At 49.2% G+C, this 15,610-nt stretch carries 14 protein-coding genes and 1 riboswitch; of the genes, 8 read left to right on the top strand and 6 right to left on the bottom strand.

Going from position 1 to position 15,610, the window contains the following annotated elements; genetic code table 11:
• Positions 1-127 precede the first annotated feature (127 nt).
• The 6 genes from queG to MKY73_RS26345 all read left to right on the top strand — a co-directional run bounded on the left by queG (position 128) and on the right by MKY73_RS26345 (position 5,485).
• Positions 128-2,017, top strand: coding sequence for a tRNA epoxyqueuosine(34) reductase QueG (gene queG / locus MKY73_RS26370; protein WP_339304263.1), 1,890 nt, complete (start codon positions 128-130; stop codon positions 2,015-2,017).
• 20 nt (positions 2,018-2,037) lie between these two features.
• On the top strand, positions 2,038-3,069 hold the full coding sequence (locus MKY73_RS26365) for an HD domain-containing phosphohydrolase (protein WP_339304261.1): 1,032 nt from the start codon (positions 2,038-2,040) through the stop codon (positions 3,067-3,069).
• 165 nt (positions 3,070-3,234) lie between these two features.
• Entirely contained in the window at positions 3,235-3,498 is a 264-nt protein-coding gene (locus MKY73_RS26360; RefSeq protein WP_017690778.1) for a YneF family protein, read from the top strand.
• A gap of 50 nt (positions 3,499-3,548) precedes the next feature.
• Positions 3,549-4,142: a GTP cyclohydrolase I FolE gene (gene folE / locus MKY73_RS26355; protein WP_339239415.1), complete on the top strand. Its 594-nt coding sequence runs from the start codon at positions 3,549-3,551 to the stop codon at positions 4,140-4,142.
• A 192-nt stretch (positions 4,143-4,334) separates the two neighbouring features.
• Entirely contained in the window at positions 4,335-5,189 is an 855-nt protein-coding gene (locus MKY73_RS26350) for a lipoate--protein ligase family protein (protein WP_339304259.1), read from the top strand.
• A gap of 71 nt (positions 5,190-5,260) precedes the next feature.
• Positions 5,261-5,485 carry a hypothetical protein gene (locus MKY73_RS26345; RefSeq protein WP_339304257.1) on the top strand — a complete coding sequence of 75 codons (225 nt, stop codon included), beginning with the start codon at positions 5,261-5,263 and terminating at the stop codon, positions 5,483-5,485.
• Between the two features lie 153 nt (positions 5,486-5,638).
• Here the strand turns inward: MKY73_RS26345 and MKY73_RS26340 are convergent, their stop codons facing one another.
• Together MKY73_RS26340 and MKY73_RS26335 are read right to left on the bottom strand one after the other, a co-directional pair.
• On the bottom strand, positions 5,639-6,919 hold the full coding sequence (locus tag MKY73_RS26340) for a Fe-Mn family superoxide dismutase (protein WP_339304255.1): 1,281 nt from the start codon (positions 6,917-6,919) through the stop codon (positions 5,639-5,641).
• Positions 6,920-7,078: 159 nt separating this feature from the next.
• The gene (locus MKY73_RS26335; RefSeq protein ID WP_339258701.1) at positions 7,079-8,104 is read right to left on the bottom strand and encodes an alpha/beta fold hydrolase; all 1,026 of its coding nucleotides are present in this window, start codon (positions 8,102-8,104) and stop codon (positions 7,079-7,081) included.
• Positions 8,105-8,463: 359 nt separating this feature from the next.
• Here MKY73_RS26335 and MKY73_RS26330 point away from each other — a divergent pair, with 359 nt between their 5' ends.
• Both MKY73_RS26330 and thiC read left to right on the top strand, forming a co-directional pair.
• Positions 8,464-9,207, top strand: coding sequence for an IclR family transcriptional regulator (locus MKY73_RS26330; RefSeq protein ID WP_017690772.1), 744 nt, complete (start codon positions 8,464-8,466; stop codon positions 9,205-9,207).
• A gap of 148 nt (positions 9,208-9,355) precedes the next feature.
• A riboswitch (TPP riboswitch) is annotated at positions 9,356-9,469 on the top strand.
• A gap of 416 nt (positions 9,470-9,885) precedes the next feature.
• A complete protein-coding gene (gene thiC / locus MKY73_RS26325) occupies positions 9,886-11,670 on the top strand; it encodes a phosphomethylpyrimidine synthase ThiC (protein ID WP_339308763.1) in 1,785 nt (594 codons plus the stop codon).
• A gap of 528 nt (positions 11,671-12,198) precedes the next feature.
• Here thiC and MKY73_RS26320 read toward each other — a convergent pair.
• The 4 genes from MKY73_RS26320 to MKY73_RS26305 form a co-directional block, all read right to left on the bottom strand.
• On the bottom strand, positions 12,199-12,888 hold the full coding sequence (locus MKY73_RS26320; protein WP_339304253.1) for a hypothetical protein: 690 nt from the start codon (positions 12,886-12,888) through the stop codon (positions 12,199-12,201).
• 176 nt (positions 12,889-13,064) lie between these two features.
• Positions 13,065-13,232 (bottom strand): hypothetical protein, encoded by a 168-nt coding sequence (locus MKY73_RS26315; RefSeq protein ID WP_017690769.1) that lies wholly within the window; start codon positions 13,230-13,232, stop codon positions 13,065-13,067.
• A 418-nt stretch (positions 13,233-13,650) separates the two neighbouring features.
• Positions 13,651-14,493: a zinc ribbon domain-containing protein gene (locus MKY73_RS26310; RefSeq protein ID WP_339304251.1), complete on the bottom strand. Its 843-nt coding sequence runs from the start codon at positions 14,491-14,493 to the stop codon at positions 13,651-13,653.
• Positions 14,494-14,574: 81 nt separating this feature from the next.
• Positions 14,575-15,525: a YafY family protein gene (locus MKY73_RS26305; protein ID WP_339304249.1), complete on the bottom strand. Its 951-nt coding sequence runs from the start codon at positions 15,523-15,525 to the stop codon at positions 14,575-14,577.
• Positions 15,526-15,610 lie beyond the last annotated feature (85 nt).

The following is a 15,610-nucleotide window of genomic DNA, read 5'->3' as shown; positions in this document are numbered from 1 at the left end:
ATATAGACTCGATCCGTTTTGAATGCAAGTAAGCAAGGCATATATAGAAATTAACGCCTGTCCTCTTACCGTGAGGCGGGCGTTCACTATTTACGGAATACGTGTCGGAAGAAGAGAGGGAAGAGAAATGAAGAGCGTACAGACCGGGGCAGCACAGGAAGCCTCCGTATGGGAGAAGTTAAAACAGGAGATCAAGGCAGCTGGCCCCGGACTGGGCATTGATGATATCGGATTTGCTTCGGCGGATCCCTTTGTTTCCCTGAAGTCGCTATTGGAGCAGTCGCGGGATAAGGGGTATGCTTCAGGTTTTGAAGAACCAGATATTGAAAAAAGGGTACACCCTTCCTTGAAGGAGGGCGAACCGGCGTCTCTTATTGCGATAGCAGTAGCGTATCAGTCCAAGATGGTGAATCCACCGAAATCGGAGCCTGGTGCGTATCGCGGCATTTTTGCCCGTTCAGCTTGGGGTCAGGACTATCATCAGGTGTTGCGTACAGCGATGGACAAGTTGGTAAACTTTATACGTGAACGTGTACCTGAAGCCATGATCGAAAGCATGGTAGACACAGGAGCACTGGTGGATCGTGCGGTCTCCCAGCGTGCGGGGATTGGTTTTAGCGCCAAGAACTGTGCCATTATATCACCCAAATTCGGTTCATGGATTTTTCTTGGGGAACTGGTAACGAATATTCCTTTTCAACCGGACACTCCTGTGACCGAAGACTGTGGTGAATGTACGAAATGTATCGATGCTTGTCCGACAGGCGCATTGGTTGGGCCGGGGCAGTTGAATTCACAGCGTTGTATTTCTTTTGTAACCCAGACGAAAGGGTTCGTGGATGAAGAATTTATGCTGAAAATAGGCAACCGTCTGTACGGTTGTGACACATGTCAGATTGTCTGTCCGAAGAACCGGGGCAAGAACTGGGATCACCATCCCGAGTTTCACCCCGATCCGGAGATTGTGAAGCCACTCCTGCTGCCGTTACTGGATATCGGTAATCGGGAATTCAAGGAACGTTTCGGTCAGAGTTCTGCCGCTTGGCGGGGCAAGAAGCCAATTCAACGTAATGCCGTTATTGCCCTGGGCAATTTCAAAGATAAAAGTGCTATACCCAAACTTACAGAAGTATTAAAACGTGATCCGCGCCCCGAGTTGCGGGGAACCGCAGCCTGGGCGTTAAGCAGAATTGGAGGAGAAGACGCCATGAGAGCAATTGGGGAAGCTGCCGCTAACGAACAAGATGGGAACGTACTAAGCATGCTGCAGAAGGCCGAGGAGCGACTGAGTTCGTCCGAGACCTTACCCAAACAGCCAGAGGCTGGACAAGTGAGTGAGAAGCAGCTAGAGCAACAGAAAGAGCGCAATGCATTACAGGCGTTACAACAGGATTTGAAAATGGAAGCGGGGAATGAACTGGGGAATGAACCGGGTAGTGAGCAGCCTGCACAGCCTGCCAAACCGGAAGCCGCAGCGTGGAGGCCTTCTGCAGTTACGGGTCTTCATGGCAAACCCGTATACTACGATGAGGTACTGACACCGATTGGTACACTTACGTTATGCGCGACGGATGAAGGACTGTGTCACATTGATTTTGGCGCCTTTCACGTACGTGAGGCTCATCTGCAACAATGGGCCCGTACATGGATTGGCGAGTATCGATATGAGAAGAATGAAGAGAAGCTCAGCGAAGCTTCACAGCAGATACAGCAGTATTTTGCAGGGGAGAGAAAAACGTTCGACTTGCAGCTTGATCAGCTTGGAACACCATTCCAGCTACAAGTATGGCAAGTTCTGTCCGATATATCTTATGGAGAGGCCTCATCACACCAACAGGTTGCGGAAAAGATCGGCAGACCCAAGGCTGTTCGTGCAGTTCTGGACGCCATTAGCAAGAATCCGATTCCGATTATTATTCCCTGTCACCGCATCAGCGGTAAAGACGGCACCCTGGTGGGTTATGTAGGCGGTCTGCAAACCAAGGAGCAATTGCTCGCATTGGAGCAGCGATCGTAACGTAAGAGCGGGGGACGTTCATGAAGTATGTAAACGTGGAGAGCGTGGAAGCGGGGGAGCTTCTGGGCAAGACGGTATATTCCAGTAATGGTACGGTACTGCTGTCCGCCGGAGTCCAGCTCACCGTATATATGGTCAATACGCTGAAGCGTATTGGCGTGACCATGTTATACATCCAGGATGAAGCGTATAAAGATGTGGAACCAGAGGACATTCTGGATGAAACCACGAAACGGGCAATAATTAACGAAATGAGTGTCACACTCGAATCCATTCGCTCCGGGAAAGATTGGAGTCCTAAGAAGGTCGCCCTCAGTATAGAGAAGTTGCTGAACGATGTACTGAACGGGCGTGAACTGCTCGTGCAACTCACTGATATTCGTACCAAAGACAATGCACAGTATGTTCATGCGATGAATGTATGTTTGTTATCTTCGGTCATCGGACTGAATATGGGACTCAATTATAATCAACTGAAGGACCTTGCTGTGGGGGCATTATTGCATGATATTGGCAAAGTGGGGGAACCTCCTGGCAGTGGCTCGGTTGCAAATTCTTCGCTGCACCACACATGGCGGGGATTCGAAGTGATTAAGAACAAGCGGGAGTTCAGTCTGTTGGTCGCCCATACAGCCCTGCAACATCATGAGCATGTTGATGGTACAGGTATGCCAAGAGGTATTAAAGGGAATGACATCCATCTGTTTGCGAGAATCGTCAGTGTGGCTAATATCTATGATAATCTTATTAATGGGTTATTGAAGGACAGTCTGTTGCCACATGAGGCATGTGAAGAGATGATGGCGTTGTCCGGTACAAAGCTGGATCGGGACATTCTGATCGAGTTCAACAAGAGTGTATCCGTGTATCCCAATGGTACTGCGGTACGACTGTCTACTAAAGAGACTGGCGTCATTGTGCGCCAACATCGGGGATTGCCCGGCAGACCTGTAATCCGGGTGGCGCGCGGAAGTACGCGTTATTCTCTGGATGTGGTTGAAATTGATCTGGCTCAGCATACTACCGTTTTCATTGAAGCTGTCATGACGTAGCTTGTGTGGGATTCAACTGGAAAATCCGTTTGCTCAAGGCGTGCGGAAATGCTATGATACTTTCAGGAAATCCGGTCTGTGTCAGGTTTGCAACATGTGCAATTAACATCATGAATTGACACGGATTATCAGGCTTTTTAGAATGCATACAGAGGTGTCTAAGAGATGGATATTGTTATACCGATTATCACATTGATTGTTGGTCTGGTCGGGGGATTTTTCATCGGGGTGTTCTACTTGCGTAAACAACTCGAGAAAATGCAAAGCAATCCGGACATGCTTCAGAAAATGGCGAAGCAAATGGGCTACAACCTGAATGGCAAGCAAATGCAGCGTGCCCAGCAGATGATGAAGAATCAGCAGCCAGGAGCGAAAATGCCTCAGCCGCAACAGCATCCTGCGCGTAAAAGTTCGGGCCGCCGAAAATAATAGCAGGGAATGGCTGCTTACAGTGTGTGTTCGAAAGGAGGCGTTCGGCAGTGGCTGGCGTTAAAGATTATGTGAATTCAAAAGTATCCGACAATCGGGAAAAGATCGAGTATCATGTAGAGCAGATCCTGAAATTGATCGGAGAAGATAGTACACGTGAAGGGCTGCTTGAAACGCCTGCACGAGTGACCCGTATGTATGAAGAAATTTTTGGTGGATATGAAGTGGATCCGCGCGATGTGCTCGGTGTCACGTTTGACGAGAATCATGAAGAACTGGTTATCGTCAAGGATATCGTCTACTACAGCCAGTGTGAGCACCATATGGCGCCGTTTTTCGGCAAGGTGCACATTGGGTATGTTCCAAGCGGCAAGATTGTTGGTTTGAGCAAAATGGCTCGTTTGGTTGAAGCGGTAACACGTCGCCTGCAAGTTCAGGAACGTATTACTTCACAGATCGCTGACATTCTGACAGAAGCTGTCGAGCCTCATGGCGTGATGGTCGTGGTGGAAGGCGAGCACTTGTGCATGTGTTCCCGCGGCGTGAAGAAACCGGGAAGCAAGACGGTAACGTCTGCTGTACGTGGTTCTTTCCGTGAGAATCCGGCACAACGTGCAGAGTTTCTGTCTTTGGTAAAAGATTAAAATTCGGTACGTCCACTTCATGGACAAGCCGAATCAGTAGGTCCTTGTGGTTTTGGAAGCGGGAGCTTCTGAAGCCGCAGGATAGGATATAAATAAGCCGTGTTCCCAGGGGAACCGGCTTATTTATATATGGCGTTGACCTTCCTATATACTGAATACATACGAATTCGTTAAGCCGGAGGTAATGAAACGATGAGTGCACCTTCCCATTCAGAATACCCGATTCAGCCGGAACAGGGACGACAAGCGGATATACATGCTAGATTGCGTCTGCAAATCTGGGAGACACCACTCAAGCGACAAGGCAGTAGTGTACTCGAAGCTTTTGCATGGGAAGAAGTCATGTGCAGACGGGTTGGGGCAGGGCATCTGCCAGTTGCACACATATGGCGACATCCAGATGCCTTTGTAGCCGGTCTGCGTGACCGCAGGTTGCCACAGGCTGTAGAAGCGATGGAACGGATAAGAAGCCAAGGGACAGCGGTCTGTGTTCGACCTTCAGGAGGAGCGGCCGTACCTCTGAATCCAGGGGTAGTTAATGTGTCGCTGATTCTGCCTAATCCCGGACATGCGATCAATATCCATGATGATTTTCGGGAGATGGCTTCGATTATAGCCGAGTCGCTAACGCCATGGTCTAATCAGGCGCAAACGGGTGAGGTTCAGGGTGCTTTTTGCCCGGGGGATTATGATGTCAGTGTAGGTGGGCTGAAATTCTGTGGTATTGCCCAGCGCAGACAGGCCAAGGCGTATATTATTACCGCATTTATTATCGTGGAAGGTCAGGGAGATCAACTGGCAGCAGACGTGCGTCAATTCTATCAACATGCATCAGGCGGAGCCAGTGAAGGATATCCTGATGTTCAGCCGGGCACGATGGCCAGTCTGAAGGAGTTGGCTAGTGTCCCTTCTGCCGCAGCCTATACCGCCTCATTGGTACGAACTCTGCGTGATCGCTATCCACAGGCGGAAGCCAGCAAAGTGCTTAGCGTTGGCTTTGAAGAAGTGCGTCTGACAGCTGAGCAGATGAAGCTGCGCTATGACTGAGTTCTTGATAATCGGACTTGGAATTGGGTAATAGAGATGATATGATGTGATTTCGGAAGGAGAGTGTTAGGATGGAGACGTTGAGATATACGTACTTATATGAGGTTGTATCTACAGGCGAAAAGTCTGAGTTCAGCCAAATGGCAACAAGCAAGGAAGAGGCTGCTGCACTGATCGTTGCTCGTATCGCCGATCTGGAGTTTACCGATGAGGCAGATATCGAGCTGGGCGACCTGATCGCTATTAGCAAACAGGTTGGCGACAACTATGTAGCGTGCGAGGGCTGTGCTTCTTAAGTGAGCATAAGCATTTTGAAATAGAAAGTCTCTCAAAATATAAGCAAGTCTCTATTACATGGGGCTTGCTTTTTTGTTTACACCAAAAAGAGATATCTTGCAGTCATTCGGCTGGAGATATCTCTTTTCATTCCATCTAACTAAGCTCAAGCCTTAATAAGGCGGCCACAACAACTTGCGTGCTGTTTCGTAACGTTCGGCAACAGCCGGCCAGTAGACGACATTCCACCAATCCTCGATATACTTTTTGCGTTCATTCTGGTGTTTCAGGTAATAGGCATGTTCCCACACATCCAGCGGCAGGAGTGGAACGATATCGGACTGGGACAGGTTCTGGTGTTTTTCCGCCTGCAAAATCTCCAAACGATGTGCTCTTGGGCTCCAGACAAGCATCGCCCAGCCACTGCCCTCCACTTTGTTCGCCGCTTCCGTAAATTGATTCTTGAATGCTTCATAACTTCCGAAATCCCGTTTGATCTGCTCAGCAAGCATGCCGGAAGGTTTACCGCCGCCAGCAGGATTCATAATGGTCCAGAAGATCGTATGCAGGTAGTGGCCTGCCCCGTTGAAGGCAAGTTCACGTTCCCAATGCTTGATGAGTTCAAAGTTATTCTTTTTTCGCGATTCCGCCAGCTTCTTCTCTGCTACATTTAGTCCGTCCACATAAGATTGATGGTGTTTATCGTGATGGATACGCATCGTTAGCTCATCAATATGTGGCTCCAGTGCATTATACGCATAGGGGAGGGGCGGCAGGGTATGTCCTCCAATGGGAACCGGCTTTTCTTTTACTGGAGGTGCTGTAGAGCTGGGCACGGCTTGTGTTGTTCCGGTAGAAGGCGATTGAACAGTTGCGGATTGGATCTGCGCTGAAGTGGCAGGTGCATTTACATTCCCCTCTGGAGAAGTTGGCGCTTCTGAAGCTTGGCGATGGATGCTTGCTGACCCTGACGTATGCAGTGCATTTTCCAGAAAAAGTGAAGGCTCTGAATCCGTTTCTCGCAAGATGCCAGGTTGGCCAAGTGTATCCAATACGCCCAGAAAATACTCTGATTCGCGGATAAAATGCAAAATAAGTACTTTGGCAAGCGGAACAGCTTGCACCGCAGCACTTTGCTCCAGAAGAACATACAGCTGTTTGATGAACTCTCTCGATTGCTGCCGAGCAGCCGACACAAGTTGATCGATACAACGAACGATGTAGGGAGCAGGTGGATGGGTTGCGGGCAATAATTGTTTTAACAGCTGATTCGCTACTCGCTCAGTGTTCGCAAAGGTAGCCTCCCATTCCTCCAACAGCTTGACGTATGGGGGCTCCAGATCGGGCACCAGTGCACGAATGACGAGTGTATGTTCTTTCTCCTGCTCTTTCCAGAAACGGATTTCTTCCAAGGTCCGCAGAGGCAGCAGGTGACCATATCCATCCCAGTTCATATATAATGGACCTCCTTCAGTTGAATTTCATCGCATATGTAGACCGTTGCTTCATGCGTCCCAAAAGTATATTCCGCCGGGCTGTTGTCCTATGAGTGCAAAAAAAAGAGCCCCTGAGGGGCTCAAGAATCAACGGGAAATTCGATGATTGAAGTTTGGTTATTCTCCACTATTCGTGTTTTGAACATCGTCACTGCTTGTTTTCGTTACATGACTCAGGAAAGTCGAGACACGGCGAAGATATTCCTTTGGATGCTCCCGGAAGATCAACTCATGGTGTGCATCCTGGACGATCCATACATCCGAGTATGGATTGGTCTGGTTGGCGGCGAGCTGTTCTGCAATCGGATAAGGCGCCTTCTCATCTTCCGTACCATGAATGAAGAAAATCGGGAACGGATAATCTTCCTTTTTCACTTCCTGGTATGGAATCTGCTGCAATCCGGTACCATTCAGAACAGGGAACAACAGCTTCATGATCTCCAGTGTAGGCTGACGCGGGAGATCGATCTGGTTATGGATGTTGTGGTACAGCGTATCCGGCTCAAGCAGGAACGTACTGTCCAGAATCATCGCATCCACTTCCTGTGTAATCAGTCCGGTTTGAAGCGCCGTACCGGCACCCATGGAGAAACCCCAGACTACCAGTTCCTGCGCACCGCGCTGCTTGGCGAACTGGATCGCACCCAGCAATTGCTGTGACTCAGCCTTGCCACCTGTGGCTACAGCTTTGTTCACCTGTGAGGCGAAGCCATAATCGAACATGACGACGTTGAACCCAAGTTGATGGGCATAGTGTGCCAGGTCATACATGGGTACCCATGTTTCTTCACGATTGGCACCATAGCCGTGACTGAAAATAATCGTTTTGCTTGCGGCATTGTCAGCAGGGATATACCATCCTTGCATTGTCCGGCTGCCATCTGCTGCCGGGAACGTGATGTCTTCGTACTTCATGTTCTTGGCCTGCATCGGATTGGAGAAGACAGGCGCTACAGTCGGGTTGGATAATACCCATGCGATGTAACCATGCAGTGCAATAAAACAAAACAATAGAAAAAATACAACGGAGAGCAGCAGCGCTACGATAATATGTTTGAACCGAATCAGCCTCGGTGATAGGGAAGAGGGCAGATCGGACACTTTTGTTTGCAGCGGGGCTTCGCTCTGGGATGTTGGATACATGAATGCCCCTCCTTTGAAGTTCAGTTGAAGATAACAACGACATGAAAAGAGAATTTCGTTTATTTCAGAGCCTGCTTCAGAGCGATATCTTAATGTAATATATCTTTATCGTATGTTCCAATATAGTCAAAGTCAATTGATTGAGGGCATTTGTTACGCAATTGTTATATAGTTCTTAAGATATATGGGTAACATTACCTTAGTGTGTAAATTACAGGGGATTAAGTCTTATAAAAAGGAAAATTTTACACGCTGGCCTATTTCAATTTTGACTCTTTTTGGTTTACAGATGAGACCGTTTCTCATATAATTTATGTAACCAAGTTTCATGTGATGAAACATGAGGAGGGCATTATGCCATGGAAGATCGCAAGTTAACCGTCCGGGCTGTGGAACGGGCGCTGGATATATTATTATGTTTTACCACACGCAGTGATCTGGGACTCACCGAGATTGCCAGCCAGATCGGCTTGCACAAAAGTACAGTACACCGTTTGATGGCTACGCTGGAGGATCGTGGGTTCGTAATCCGCGATGCAGCAACAGAGAAGTACCGACTAGGCATCCGAATCTGGGAGCTGTCGGCTCATATGTCCCGCAGTGATGATCCCGCTATTCTGCTGCTGCCTGCGATGGAGCGACTGAGAGATCGATTGGGGGAGACCGTGAGTCTGTACCTGCGTGATGGCAGTGAGCGGATTCGGATTCAGGCTGTGCAAAGTGATCAGGCGATTCGCCGGGTCGCTCCCGTCGGTGTTAGACTCCCGCTGTCTGTTGGCGCATCCAGCAAAGTCTTGATGGCGTTTGCCACGGACGAGGATCGTGAGGAACTGATGAACGGGCCGGAGTGGCCGGTGTTTATTGATCCGGCGGTGTATTTGGCGCAAATGGGAGATATCCGGGATAACGGATATGCGACGAGTTATGAGGAGCGTGAGCCGGGAGCTGCTGCGGTATCTGTACCGATTATGGATCGCCGAGGCAATATTGCAGCTGCCCTCTCGGTCTCAGGGCCTGTTAGTCGACTCTCACAGGAGACATTGCATGAATACGCACCTGTGTTGAAGGATGCTGCTACGCAGATGGGGCTTATGTTATCCTGATGTTGAGGTAAGGTTTTTCTCCAATTGAGCTGGTGATCTGGAATATAAAGGTTGTTTTTATGTTCCGGTTGCGCTACTCTGTAATGGACGGCCCAGTGGGGCCAGCTTCATTGAATATGAATGGCGGCTTATGTAAGCCGCAACTTGTTAACGTTACTGGGGGAGTCCGAATTGTCCGGACTGAGACGGAATCGCATGAGATTCCGGACCCTTTGCACCTGATCTGGATCATACCAGCGTAGGGAAGTAATCGGCGATATGACCACAACCACCACATGTGACTCTTGAAGGTCTCCGATAAGGAGCTGCACACAGGAGCATTATTGGTGATGGACATTCAAGTCGGTTCCTTCGGGGACCGGCTTTTTTTATTACAGTGAACGGGCGATATATCACAGACTCCATGGACTGCTTTTTCAATAACCTGCGAAAGTGGGCTTGGATGAAGAGAGTACTTGGCGTAGATCCATGATATGTGCTAACTTCGGGTCTGTTGTGAACTGTACATGAAAATGTCTCCGCTGGTCTGCTGTAGGATCGCTCTTTCTTCTCTGCGCTCTGCATGATTTGGGATAGGTACGTAAGCAAGCCAATGATGCTACCAACCAAACCAGCGAACGAACACTAAGGAGGAGACGAGCGAACATGAGTACAGGAAATCAAACGGGACAGCAAGCGATGGAACAGGAACATAACGGTCAGCAGGTGGAAAAGGAAACAGGAGCGGCCGGACGGGTTCAGCCCTTTCCGGGCAGCCGCAAAGTCTACATTCAGGGCTCACGGCCGGACATAGCTGTACCGGAGCGTGAGATAGCCCTTCATGACACGAATACTCCCCAAGGGGTGGAGCATAACGAACCGCTGCGTGTCTACGATACGAGCGGCCCCATGACCGATCCCGAATTCCAGATGGATATTCGGAAGGGATTACCTGCGCTCCGAAATCATTGGATTATGGAACGCGGTGATGTTGAAGCATATGAGGGCAGAGCCGTTCAACCCGAGGATAACGGATTAAAGCCTGGAGGGCGGAGAGCCGGGGCAGAGGAATACCCTGGATTTCGGGGACAACCACTGCGTGCTCAGGCTGGGCGTTGTGTCACGCAGATGCATTATGCACGGCAGGGCATGATTACACCAGAGATGGAGTATGCCGCTATCCGTGAAGGCGTGGAACCTGAATTCGTGCGGCAGGAGTTGGCGAGTGGACGGGCTATTCTTCCCTCCAACATCAACCACCCGGAGAGTGAGCCGATGTTGATTGGTCGTCATTTTCACGTGAAGATCAATGCCAATATCGGCAATTCCGCTGTATCTTCCTCCATCGAGGAAGAAGTCGAGAAGATGACCTGGGCGGTACGATGGGGATCAGATACGATGATGGATCTGTCCACAGGCAAAAACATTCATACCACCCGGGAATGGATCATTCGTAACTCCCCAGTGCCGATTGGTACGGTGCCGCTGTATCAGGCGCTGGAGAAGGTGAATGGAGAGGCTGAGGCGCTGACCTGGGAGTTGTACCGTGACACGCTCATTGAGCAGGCAGAGCAGGGCGTGGATTACTTTACGATTCATGCAGGGGTGCTGCTGCGTTACATTCCGATGACCGCCAAGCGGATGACAGGCATTGTGTCCCGGGGCGGGTCCATTATGGCAGCATGGTGCCTGGCGCATCATCAGGAGAATTTTTTGTACACCCATTTTGAAGAAATCTGCGAAATTATGAAAAGGTATGATGTGGCGTTCTCTCTCGGGGATGGACTGCGCCCAGGAAGCATCTACGATGCCAATGACGAAGCTCAGATGGCGGAGCTTGCTACACTTGGGGAATTAACGCAGATCGCGTGGAAGCATGATGTGCAGGTGATGATTGAAGGCCCGGGTCATGTACCGATGCATAAGATCAAGGAGAATGTGGATCTTCAGATGGAGATATGCCAAGAGGCACCATTCTACACACTGGGGCCACTGACGACCGACATTGCCCCGGGATACGATCATATTACGTCCGCTATTGGTGCGGCCATGATCGGCTGGTTCGGTACGTCCATGCTCTGTTACGTTACGCCAAAAGAACATTTGGGGCTTCCCAACAAGGATGATGTACGCGAAGGGGTTATTGCCTACAAGATCGCAGCCCATGCCGCGGATCTGGCGAAAGGCCATCCACGCGCCCAGCGCCGGGATGATGCGCTGTCCAAGGCACGCTTCGAGTTCCGCTGGCGGGATCAGTTTAACCTGTCACTCGACCCGGAACGGGCACTGTCCTACCATGATGAAACGCTGCCGGCAGAAGGGGCCAAAGAAGCTCATTTCTGCTCGATGTGCGGGCCGAAGTTCTGTAGCATGCGCATTACGCAAGACATTCGTGCTTTTGCGGCGGATAAAGGATTGTCCGAGAATGAGGCTGTAGCAGCGGGTATGCAGGAAAAGGCAGAAGAGTATCGGACACGTTCCTAAGCGCGGGTACAGCGCAAGCTGGGAAGTCTGACATCATTTGAAGGTGAGCATACTGCTATCATATCTTCTTCGTCGTATTGATCAGCTTCCTGATACTTTTTATCAGTATTATGGTTGATTGTCTGACAGATGTTTAATAAAATGAATGTAAGTAAACACAAATAAGAGTAGCCAGGCCAATGGCTACTCCTGCACAGCATTTGCGGTGGGTATTCCTCCGAGTGCAGCAAGTTCAGATGAAGTGACCCGTCAGGCCGTCAACCTGTGGCGGGTCACTTCTTTTTTCGATCGATGTATGTCAGGAGCGCAATAATTAACATCGCGAACACGATTACGTCGTTAAAAGAGAAGTTCATAGGATCACCTCCCACTGGAGGTAAGCCTATTTCCCACCACAAATTGGCTGTACATAGTGATTATACCATTTGAAATGCTCTTCTTCGAGAGCATTTTTATTTTGCAAAAGGAGCCTAGCATTCGATTTTTTAAATGTTTTTATTGATTGTATGTCTCACTCCAAATTCCCTACTACTGTCGAGTCACTCCCAAATTCATCTCCAAATACGCCGCAAGCAATGCCAGCGGACTATGAATCGCAATGCCTGTGTCTGCAGTAACCTGTGCGGCTGCGGGAGCCATGGACAGTTGGGCTGCCACTACCATTGTACCCGGATACTGCTCAGCAATCTGCTGTAATCCTTCACGTACCGCTTCGAAATACCCTTGCCGATCTCCACGCATAATCAACTCAAATGTCCTAGGGATGCATACCGCTTCCGTCTGAGATGCCTTGGCAACATGTGGCTGCCCATTCTCATCCTCGTGCTGTAACGCCTGATTCACCCGTGCCATCGTTCCTTCAATGGTTGCTGGGTTGGTGAATGCTATGATGTAATCTCCCTTTACTCGCCGCATCTCCTGCAATAGCGGATCATCTATGCCGATCACAGGCACAGGGACCTGTATGGCTTCCTGCTCCAGTACTGTCGCAAACAGGCTACACGTGACCAGAATGGCATCGGCATGACACTCGGCGATCCATTGGAGCGTCTGGGCTACCTTCTTCTGAATGACGACATCGGAAAAGTCAGCGTCATGTTTAAGACAATCCAGGCCTGGATCGACGTAATGGACCAATTCAACTTCATAAGCAGCAAGCGTCTCTTCAATTAAGGCGATATTGGAATAGTGAGCGTGAAAACAACCGATGGTGATCATGTGCTAAATCCCCTTTTACAGTTCGTATAATGTGATGGTAATCGTAGATATTTAAACCATTATAGAAACATGCCTGAGAACTGTACAGTTGTTTGCGATTCAACGCCAATAACCGTCCTCCCGCCAAGCTGCGGAAAGACGGTTCATAACCGGACTGGCAATCGTCCAGCTTCATTTTATCTAAGGGAAGGAGAAGCATTTTTCTTCGCCATTTTTTGCTGTAAAATTTCATGAAAGGATAGACCTTGAGTGTTCTCATTCTCCTTTTTAGGAGCAGTGGTCGCCGTGTTGCGCGGATATTGGTGATGGTACGGGATCATTTGCTGAATAGGCATGCGGATCATCTTGGTTCCTCCTTTGAAGCATATTTGTGAATTATGTATTTCGACTGGTTACCCTGCCAGGTGCGCATATAGGTATATGTGACTTGTTAGACGAAATAGAAGAGTTTAAAGCGTAATTCCAATTGGATTGTAGTGATTTTACCCCGTTTTCAGGAGATGTAAACGGTTTTAGGGAAATTCAGGAGTATAGAACCTGATTTGAAAGGATTTGTGTGGGAGGATGGAATCGGTTGTTATGCGAATGGTCCTAATTCTAGGGAAGTCAATGGTGCTCGCCTCTGAGGCATATGTCCAAGTGACTAGGTATGATATATGCTAACTAACTTGGTCCTATGGTCGGGGTATATTGCTCATAAAATGTCAAAAAAACTGCCAAGATCTCTTGGCAGCTACAGATTTGCTCATTTAATTAATTCTGTTACCTGCGTTCTTTTACCGCAATATATACATCCACCTGTGTATGCTCCGGGTCTAAACTCCGCTCATCGTAATACTCAAAATCTCCCGTAAATGTGCGGTCACTCTGATGGCTCCACGCCCACACCGCTTCCCACACTTCGCTGACCACTTCAACCATCGGTCCGGTTCTCGAAGTAAACACTGCATAAGTAGCAGGAGGTAGCTGCACCTCATCGAATCCTTCAGGCAGCAGTTCACTCTCACCGACTTCATGTCCGATCAAAATGGTATATTCACCGACAATGCCATCCGTGTAATCCGTGTAACAGCCGTAGCGTGCAGCTTCAGTAGCCGGAATATGTTCGGAGGCAAAATAACGCCCCCACAACGCACCGATGCTGCCTTTACCGCTCATCTCAATCGCGTTGGTTGTACGTGCGGACAGTCCGGCTAGGCGTTTGCCCGGAAGGGTGACATAGCGAACGGGTTCTCCGGCAAGCAGAGCATCGTTAACCGCAGAAGAAACGTCAGATGACGATGCTCCTGCATGAATAGGTGCATTAGCGACAGTCGCTGTCCCGTCCTGACCGTTCCCTACATTTACTTCATTACGCCAGCGTTTCAAAAAGGGCAGTTGGTTGCGTAACATCGAGCGAGCAGATTCCTCATCCATGCCTTCTTCCTTCAGAATGGTGGTGCACATCTCCGTCATGCCTCCAAGCGAGATTCCTGGCTGTGCAAACTTCCCATCCTTGTAACAATAGATACAGTACTCACGGGTTGTGCTTCCATCTGCCTCCGTTCCGAATTGGGCAGGGATGGTGAGTGGCATGCCGCAGCTTTGACATACAGTAACGTTCATCTTTTAGTCCTCCTTGGGTATATATGCAACTTCAACCTGAACATATTTGAAGTATACGGGGAGGAACTGGACAGCTGTCTGTCAGGTTTGAGCGGAGATTTTATAAGTTTGAACAATTTGTTCGGCTATACGGCACACATTATCCCGAATATGCAAGGGTTCCAGCACCTCAACATCCGCCCCAAAGCCCAAGATGAAGCCGTACAGCCAGTTATCTTCTGGAAAAGCGACCTGGCTGATATAATAGCCGTTCCCGTCAGGCAATACATTTTCAATACCGAACCATTCCTCCGCAACATGATGGATACGGGCATGGAATCTCAGGGTAATCCCAATCTGGTTGTCTGGCCGGCTCCATTCCTGCTGCCACGGGCGGTCTTGAAGGTTGATGGGTTTTCGTTCAAAGTGCTCTGCAGCAAGAGAGACGTCTTTCATACGAACCAGCTTGAACATGCGGAATTCATTTCGTTCATGGCAAAAAGCATACAGATACCACGCGTGCCTCTTCAGCACAAGCGTGTGGGGTTCAACTGTACGATAGGTCTGTGCACCTTCGGCGCTGCAATAGGCAAAATAAATGCATTGAAGCTGATCGATTCCCTGATCAATAACTTTTAATTTCTGTTGCAGCGCTTCAGGGTGCGTCCACGTTGAATGATCCACGATGAATCGGTGCGTGTTGGCTTGAAAATCTTCATTCTTGGCTTCCGGAACGATACTGCTTAGCTTCTCCACCAGCAGTTCACGTGCAGCATTTGTATGTGAGGTGGATATGCTGCGCAGGGCGGTGACGATGGAAACAAGATCCTTGTCAGTTAACAGATTGCGATCCAGACGATACCCTTCCGCCAGACCGATGCCTCCGCTTGCTCCCTGATAGGTCACGACCGGAATCCCGGCTTGTCCCAATGTGTCGATATCCCGATAGATCGTCCGGATGGAAACTTCAAACATATCGGCCAGGTCTTTTGCCTGTAATCGCCCTCGGTTGATAAGCAGTACAACGATGGCTAACAAACGTTCCAGTTTCATAGCTACCTCTTCCTTTTTTTATTTGTGTTTATATAAATGAGCTATTTCTTTTACACTTTAACGGAGAGGACAGAAAAAACCTGAA

This window comes from Paenibacillus sp. FSL R5-0519 (genome assembly GCF_037974275.1).
Classification (GTDB): domain Bacteria; phylum Bacillota; class Bacilli; order Paenibacillales; family Paenibacillaceae; genus Paenibacillus.
This window is presented reverse-complemented; position numbering and strand designations above follow the sequence as displayed.

Coding starts and splice junctions, on each gene's coding strand:
- queG (WP_339304263.1), top strand. CDS start 128: ATGAAGAGCGTACAGACCGGGGCAGCACAGGAAGCCTCCGTATGGGAG.
- MKY73_RS26365 (WP_339304261.1), top strand. CDS start 2,038: ATGAAGTATGTAAACGTGGAGAGCGTGGAAGCGGGGGAGCTTCTGGGC.
- MKY73_RS26360 (WP_017690778.1), top strand. CDS start 3,235: ATGGATATTGTTATACCGATTATCACATTGATTGTTGGTCTGGTCGGG.
- MKY73_RS26350 (WP_339304259.1), top strand. CDS start 4,335: ATGAGTGCACCTTCCCATTCAGAATACCCGATTCAGCCGGAACAGGGA.
- MKY73_RS26345 (WP_339304257.1), top strand. CDS start 5,261: ATGGAGACGTTGAGATATACGTACTTATATGAGGTTGTATCTACAGGC.
- MKY73_RS26340 (WP_339304255.1), bottom strand. CDS start 6,919: ATGAACTGGGATGGATATGGTCACCTGCTGCCTCTGCGGACCTTGGAA.
- MKY73_RS26335 (WP_339258701.1), bottom strand. CDS start 8,104: ATGTATCCAACATCCCAGAGCGAAGCCCCGCTGCAAACAAAAGTGTCC.
- MKY73_RS26330 (WP_017690772.1), top strand. CDS start 8,464: ATGGAAGATCGCAAGTTAACCGTCCGGGCTGTGGAACGGGCGCTGGAT.
- thiC (WP_339308763.1), top strand. CDS start 9,886: ATGGAACAGGAACATAACGGTCAGCAGGTGGAAAAGGAAACAGGAGCG.
- MKY73_RS26320 (WP_339304253.1), bottom strand. CDS start 12,888: ATGATCACCATCGGTTGTTTTCACGCTCACTATTCCAATATCGCCTTA.
- MKY73_RS26315 (WP_017690769.1), bottom strand. CDS start 13,232: ATGATCCGCATGCCTATTCAGCAAATGATCCCGTACCATCACCAATAT.
- MKY73_RS26310 (WP_339304251.1), bottom strand. CDS start 14,493: ATGAACGTTACTGTATGTCAAAGCTGCGGCATGCCACTCACCATCCCT.
- MKY73_RS26305 (WP_339304249.1), bottom strand. CDS start 15,525: ATGAAACTGGAACGTTTGTTAGCCATCGTTGTACTGCTTATCAACCGA.